Source organism: Intrasporangium chromatireducens Q5-1, assembly GCF_000576575.1.
Taxonomy (GTDB): Bacteria; Actinomycetota; Actinomycetes; order Actinomycetales; family Dermatophilaceae; genus Intrasporangium_A; species Intrasporangium_A chromatireducens.
On record NZ_AWQS01000235.1, the window covers coordinates 1 to 5896 of the forward strand.

At 71.2% G+C, this 5896-nt stretch carries 7 protein-coding genes; 3 read left to right on the forward strand and 4 right to left on the reverse strand.

The window, feature by feature from the left end; all coding sequences use genetic code 11:
* The first annotated feature begins 34 nt into the window (after positions 1-34).
* Positions 35-358: a thioredoxin gene (gene trxA, locus N864_RS18425; protein ID WP_034720504.1), complete on the forward strand. Its 324-nt coding sequence runs from the start codon at positions 35-37 to the stop codon at positions 356-358.
* Between the two features lie 248 nt (positions 359-606).
* The gene (locus N864_RS18430; RefSeq protein WP_051518780.1) at positions 607-1812 is read left to right on the forward strand and encodes an N-acetylmuramoyl-L-alanine amidase; all 1206 of its coding nucleotides are present in this window, start codon (positions 607-609) and stop codon (positions 1810-1812) included.
* 41 nt (positions 1813-1853) lie between these two features.
* Here the strand turns inward: N864_RS18430 and N864_RS18435 are convergent, their stop codons facing one another.
* A complete protein-coding gene (locus N864_RS18435) occupies positions 1854-2540 on the reverse strand; it encodes a GNAT family N-acetyltransferase (protein ID WP_034720514.1) in 687 nt (228 codons plus the stop codon).
* Between the two features lie 80 nt (positions 2541-2620).
* On the opposite strand from N864_RS18435, the gene N864_RS18440 reads away from it, so the two are divergent.
* On the forward strand, positions 2621-3640 hold the full coding sequence (locus N864_RS18440; protein WP_034720507.1) for a glutathione S-transferase family protein: 1020 nt from the start codon (positions 2621-2623) through the stop codon (positions 3638-3640).
* A gap of 51 nt (positions 3641-3691) precedes the next feature.
* Here N864_RS18440 and N864_RS18445 read toward each other — a convergent pair whose 3' ends face one another.
* From N864_RS18445 to N864_RS18455, 3 genes are all read right to left on the reverse strand, one after another.
* A complete protein-coding gene (locus N864_RS18445) occupies positions 3692-4531 on the reverse strand; it encodes an alpha/beta hydrolase (RefSeq protein ID WP_051518781.1) in 840 nt (279 codons plus the stop codon).
* Between the two features lie 17 nt (positions 4532-4548).
* Positions 4549-5451, reverse strand: coding sequence for a metallophosphoesterase (locus tag N864_RS18450; protein WP_034720509.1), 903 nt, complete (start codon positions 5449-5451; stop codon positions 4549-4551).
* Between the two features lie 38 nt (positions 5452-5489).
* The coding region (locus N864_RS18455; RefSeq protein WP_034720522.1) for a zinc finger domain-containing protein at positions 5490-5896 on the reverse strand (407 nt) is incomplete at its 5' end.

Below are 5896 nucleotides of genomic sequence, written 5' to 3' on the forward strand. Positions count from 1 at the left end.
CCCGCCGCGGTGAGCGGCATACGAAAGGAATGAGATGGCCCTCAAGGAGACGAACGACGCGGCCTTCGCCGACGACGTCCTCATGAACGACAAGCCGGTCCTCGTGGACTTCTGGGCGACGTGGTGCGGCCCGTGCCGCAAGGTCGCCCCGATCCTCGAGGAGATCGCGGCGCAGCACGGCGACAAGATCGACGTCATCAAGCTCGACACCGACGCGAACCCGGCCACGACGGCGCAGTACGGCGTCGTGTCGATCCCGACCATGAACGTCTATGTCAAGGGCGAGGTCGTCAAGACGATCGTCGGCGCCCACCCGAAGCCGAAGCTGCTGCGCGAGCTCGAGGACTATATCTCCTGAGCCAAGGCGTGAGGACCCGAGCGAGGAACGAGCGAGGTCCGGAGCGCCGATTCGGCTCAGGAGATCGGAAAGCACATCTCCTGAGTACATCTCCTGAGTGACGTTGGCTGAAGGACGTTGCGCCAGAAGGGGCGGGACCGCACTGCGCGGGACCGCCCCTTTCGGGTACTAGGCTGCACAGCGCGCCCACGGACCGGATCGCCGCACCGGGCGCAGCCTCCGCGCGGGGCGTGGCGGAAGGAGCCCGGATGACGTCGCAGCCCCTGGACGTGCTCCGACCCGGAGACCGCGGGCCCGCCGTCGCCGACGTGTGCGAGCGACTGGTGGCCACCGGTGACCTCCCGCCGTCGTTCGTCCTCGGCGAGCGCGACGCCGTCGTCTACGACACGACCGTCGAGCAGGCGGTGCGCGGGTTCCAGCAGCGGCGGGGGCTGATCGTCGACGGGCTCGTCGGCGTGTCGACCTTCGCGGTGCTCGACGGCGCCCGGTGGCGGCTGGGAGACCGGGTGCTGCGCTACGTTCCTGATCGGCCGGTCGAGGGCGACGACGTGGGCCAACTGCAGGAGCGGCTCGGCACCCTCGGTTTCAGCGCCGGCAAGGTCGACGGGATCCATGGCCCGGAGACCGACGCGGGGGTGCGGGCCTTCCAGACGGCCGTGGGCCTGCTGCCCGACGGGACGGTGGGCCCGGAGACGATGCGAGCCTTCCAGGCGCTGCACCGCAGCGTGCGGGGCGGCTCCGCGGACGCCCTCCGGGAGCGGGAACAGCTGCGTCAGGGCGGCCCGAGCCTCGCCGGGCGCACCATCGTCATCGATCCCGGCCACGGGGCTGGTGACGACGGTGTCCGGGGCCCGAACGGGCTCACCGAGGCCGCGGTCGCGCTCGGCATCGCGGCCAGGGTCGAGGGGCGCCTGTCCGCCCACGGCGCCAACGTGGTGTTCACCCACACCGGGCGGACCTCGGCGGGCACCGAGGAGGAGCGGGCAGCGTTCGCGAACGACCGCGGTGCCGACCTCGTCCTCTCGCTGCACAGCGACCACGCCACGGGCACGTCGGGCCACGGGGTCGCGACGTTCTTCTACGGCAACCCCGACCACGGGGCGTGGTCGACGATCGGCGAGCGCTTCGCCGACCTCGTGCTGCGGGAGGTCGTCGCCCGCACCGGCCTGACCGACTGCCGGTCGCACGCGCGGACGTGGGCCCTGCTGCGACGCACCCGGATGCCGGCCGTCCGGCTCGACTTCGGCTACCTGTCTCACCCCGCCGATGCGGCGCTGCTCGCCGAGCCCGCCACGCTGGACCGGATCGCGGAGGGCATCGTCGTGGCCCTCCAGCGCATGTACCTCGGCGACGCCGACACCGGACACACCGGCGTGCTGCGCCTGGCCGACCTGCGCCGGCACCTCGAGGCGATGCGCATCGAGAAGGCCTCCGGCACGCCGTCGACCGGCTGACCAGGCGTCAGCCTCCCGTCCTCAGTGCTCGTCAGGGCTCGTCAGGGCTCGTCGCTGACCCTGGCCCGCGTCGCCCCGTCGGGGTGCGGCGCCTCCGGCACCGGGTGCACCTTCGGCATCCGCGCCAGGGCTCGCGACAGCATCTCGGCGGCCTCGTCCCGCAAGGTCAGGGCGTTGCGCAGGTCGAGCCGCAGCCGAGGGTAGGTCGGGTGCTCCCGCTCGACCCGGAAGCCGGCCCGCTCGAGCGCTGCGACCTCCGGGATGCACGGGTGGTGGCCCAAGGCGGCCGGGCGGGCGCCGATCGCGTCGAGGGACCGGGCCTTGTGCCGCAGGGCGTCCTTCGCCGCCGCCTGGACGAGGCTTTTGCGCACCCCCCGGTCCCTCGGCGCGTCGCTGACTGCGACGGTGACGAGCATGAGGGTCGACGGGTCGGAGGGCCCGGTCGCGAACGCCGCCAGCCGGGGGACGTGCCGTGCGGGAGCGATGAGGACGTGACCGATCGGCGCTCCGTCGACGTAGACGATCCGGCCCGGTGGCCCCCAGTCGTCCGTCACCTCACGGACCCACTCGGCGAGCAGGGCCAGCGGATCCGGGTCGGGCCGGTGTCCGTTGTGCGGGACGGTCTGCCAGTAGGTGCACGGCGAGCACGGCCCGACGAGGTCCTGGACGCGGTCCGGCGTGAGGACCCGAACGTCCCGCCTCGTCACCCGTCCCACCGGCCCGTCCATGACCCCCATTGTGCCCGCGGGCGCAAGGGGACGTCCGCCGGGGAGCGAGCTCAGCGGCATACGCCGCCTATGGTGGGGACATGAGCGAGCAGGGCACGTACGTCGAGAAGTCCTACAACCGCGACACCCGCTACATCACCGACCGGATCACCCGCGACGGGCGCGACGGTTGGCCGGTGGAGGCCGGTCGCTACCGGCTCGTCGTGTCGCGCGCGTGCCCGTGGGCCAACCGCGCCATCATCGTGCGGCGGCTGCTCGGGCTCGAGGACGCCCTGTCGATGGGGATCTGCGGGCCCACCCACGACAAGCGGAGCTGGACCTTCGACCTCGACCCGGGCGGGGTCGACCCGGTCCTCGGCATCCCGCGCCTGCAGGACGCGTTCTTCAAGCGCGACCCCGACTACCCCCGGGGCATCACCGTGCCGGCCATCGTCGACGTCCCCAGCGGTGCAGTCGTGACGAACGACTTCAAGCAGATCACGGTCGACCTCGAGACGGAGTGGTCGGACTTCCACCGCGACGGGGCGCCCGACCTCTACCCCGCGGCCCTGCAGGACGAGATCGAAGCCGTGGCCGAGCCGATCTACCAGGACATCAACAACGGCGTGTACAAGTGCGGGTTCGCGGGGTCGCAGGAGTCGTACGACGAGAGCTACCGGCGCCTGTTCGCCCGCCTCGACGAGGTGTCGGACCGGCTCCGCAGCCGCCGCTACCTCGTCGGTGACCACATCACCGAGGCCGACGTCCGGCTCTTCACGACGCTGGTGCGGTTCGACCCCGTCTACCACGGCCACTTCAAGTGCAACCGCAGCAAGCTGTCCGAGATGCCGGTGCTCTGGGCCTATGCCCGCGACCTGTTCCAGACGCCGGGCTTCGGCGACACGATCGACTTCACCCACATCAAGCAGCACTACTACTGCGTCCACCGCGACGTGAACCCGACCGGGATCGTGCCGCTCGGCCCCGACCTGTCGAACTGGGCAGCGCCGCACGGCCGCGAGGAGCTCGGTGGTTCGCCGTTCGGCGACGGCACCCCGCCCGGCCCGGTGCGTGAGCCCGTCGACCCCGACCACAACCCGGTGCTGTCCGCCGTGAAATGACGATGGTATGCCGCTGAGTTTCCTTGGCGTGTAAGGGAACTCAGCGGTCGCTCAGCTTCGGTAGAAGTCCGCGAGCACCGGCGCGAGGGTCCGCGCCGGCACGTCGTGGAAGCCGCCCTCGAGCTCGACGTGCTCGCCGTGCGGCAGTGCATGGGCGAGGGCCGCGGGGGCGTCGTGCAGCCAGGGCGCCTGCGTGCCGCTGCTCGCGACGGCGAGGAACGGGGTCGTGATCGTGGCCAGCCGTTCGGTCGGCATGGACTGGTCGTCCCCGCCGAGGCAGAGGCCGTCGTAGCGGACCGTGGGGGCGATGGCGAGCAGGGCGTCCCACATCGGCGTGCCGACCATGTGGGCCAGCCCCTCCTCCGGCATCCCGACGACCCGGGTGTGGAAGTAGCGCACGATCCCCTCGCGGTCGCCGGCCTGCTCGAAGCGCTCGAGCGTCTCGATGTAGTCGGGTGGCGCCGGCGGGAACGCCTCGGTCCGGTAGGGCACCTCGAGGGCGGAGGCTCTCGCGACCGGCAGTCCGGCCGCGAGAGCCTCGATGACGAGGGCGCCGCCCGAGGAGATCCCGTGGAGGTAGGCCTCGGAGGCCGGCCCTGAGTCGGGTGCCCCGACGACAGCGCCGATGATCGCCTGAAGGTCCTCCACCTCACGCTGCACGGCATACGGCGGCGTGTCGGTGCTGTCTCCCCTGCCGCGGCGGTCGTAGGTCACCGCGGTGAAGGACCGCTCGGCCAACGCCTCGGCCAGCTCCCGGAAGGAACCGCGGTCGCAGAACGCTCCGCCGACGATGATGGCGGCCGGCCCGGTGCCGTAGGCCTCGTAGGCGATGGTCGTGCCGTCACGGGACACGACGGTCTCGAACGGGGTCAGCATCTTTTCGCTCGTCATCGGGTGGCTCCTTGCGGTCAGGGGGTCGACGTGTGCTTGCGGGCAAAGGCGGCTCGGCGTTCGGCCGCCGGGACCGTGGCCATGTAGGCCGCGACCTGGTCACTCAGCGCCGGCCAGGTCTCGTGCTCGGTAACGGGCACGACCGTCCCGACGACCTGGTCGGCGTGGACCTCGATGAGGTTCCAGGACTGCGGGCCGTCGATCGCCATCAGCTGGTCCCGGGGCACCCCGATGTCGTCCACATAGCTGACGCCCCCGGCGACGAAGACGGGCGTGATGCCCAGTGTGCCGAAGGTCGTGACGTGCAGGTGGCCGCTGAGGATGGCCCGGACATCGGACCGTGCCAGCACGTCGCGGAGCCGCTGGGGCTGTCGGAAGTCGAGCAGCTGCATCCACGGGGAGCGGTACACGATCGGCGGATGGTGCATGACGATGATCGTGCCGTGTGGCGCCGATTCGGCGAGTTCCCTTGTCAGCCAGTCAAGTTGGCCCTCATCGAGGCCGCCGTCGTGGTAGCCGGGCAGGGCCGTGTCGAGGGTGATGATGCGCAGCCCCCGGACCGTGACGCTCCGATCCTGTGGTGTCTCCGTATCCAGGTCGAACAGGGCCTGCGCGAGGGGGCGGCGTTCGTCGTGGTTTCCACCGGTCCAGACGACGGCGGCGTCGAGTCGGGCGGCGACTGGCTCGACGAGGTCGCGCAGCAGACGGTAGGCCGCAGGGTCGGCCGTGTCGGTGAGATCCCCCGAGAGCACGATCCCGTCGATCGGCTGCTCGGTCGACTCGATGCGCCGCAAGGCGGCTCGCAGTTGCGACTCCGTGTCGATCCGGCCGTGCAGTCGGGTGCCGTCGGCGAGCAGGTGAGGGTCGGACAGGTGGGCGAGCACGTGCGTCGGCGTGCGGGTCGTCCCGTCGATGACCATTGGACGAGGGTAGCGTCGCCGCGCTCTCCAGGTGGTGCTCAGCCCCGGGTCTGGCAGCCCGGACACCAGTAGAGCGTTCGACCGGCCACCGGCTCACTGCGCAGGGTCGTGCCACAGCGTGGGCATGGTTCGCCGGCGCGCTTGTACGTCGAGAAGCGGCGTTCGAAGTAGTCGCCGAGCCGCTCCCCCGTCAGCGACTGCGTGATCGGGGCCGCTGAGCCGTCCGCGATCATCCGTTCGGCCTCGACGAGCTGGTCGTCCAGGGTGAGGATCTGGCCGAAGGCGACGCCCACGTGGAGCAGCCGCACCAGGTCGTTCCAGATGTCCCACCACAGCTCTTCGGACAAGGCCTTGCCCGGCGTGAAGGGATCGATGCGGTGGCGGTGCAGGATCTCGCAGCGGTAGACGTTGCCAACGCCGGCCACGACCGCTTGGTCCATCAGGA